Origin of the sequence: Lysobacter sp. TAF61, assembly GCF_052113485.1 — a bacterium.
Taxonomy (GTDB): domain Bacteria; phylum Pseudomonadota; class Gammaproteobacteria; order Xanthomonadales; family Xanthomonadaceae; genus Lysobacter_J.
On sequence record NZ_JBFRDH010000042.1, the window covers coordinates 1 to 468 of the forward strand.

1 pseudogene is annotated in these 468 nt (G+C 67.1%); it reads left to right on the forward strand.

Going from position 1 to position 468, the window contains the following annotated elements:
* Positions 1-468, forward strand: a pseudogene (gene dnaE2 / locus AB4Y64_RS17730) (error-prone DNA polymerase); the annotation flags it as partial.

The following is a 468-nucleotide window of genomic DNA, read 5'->3' on the forward strand; positions in this document are numbered from 1 at the left end:
GTCGAGATCGTCGCGCGCATCGGCTTCGACCTTTCCGACCTGCACGAGGAGTATCCCGACGAGCCCGTGCCGCCGGGCAAGACCTCGATGCAGCACCTGACCGACCTGACCTGGCAGGGGGCGGCCTGGCGCTATCCGGACGGCGTGCCCGAGAAGGTGGCCGCGCAGCTGAAGGAAGAGCTGCGGCTGATCGCCAAGATGGACTACCCCAACTACTTCATCACCGTGCACGACATCGTCGGCTGGGCGCGGGGGCAGGGGATCCTGTGCCAGGGGCGCGGCTCGGCGGCCAATTCCTCGGTCTGCTACTGCCTGGGCGTCACCGCCATCGATCCCACCAGGCACCGCCTGCTGTTCACCCGCTTCATCTCCGAAAACCGCGGCGAGCCGCCCGACATCGACGTCGACTTCGAGCACGAGCGGCGCGAGGAGGTGATGCAGTACGTCTATGAGCGCTATGGCCGGGAA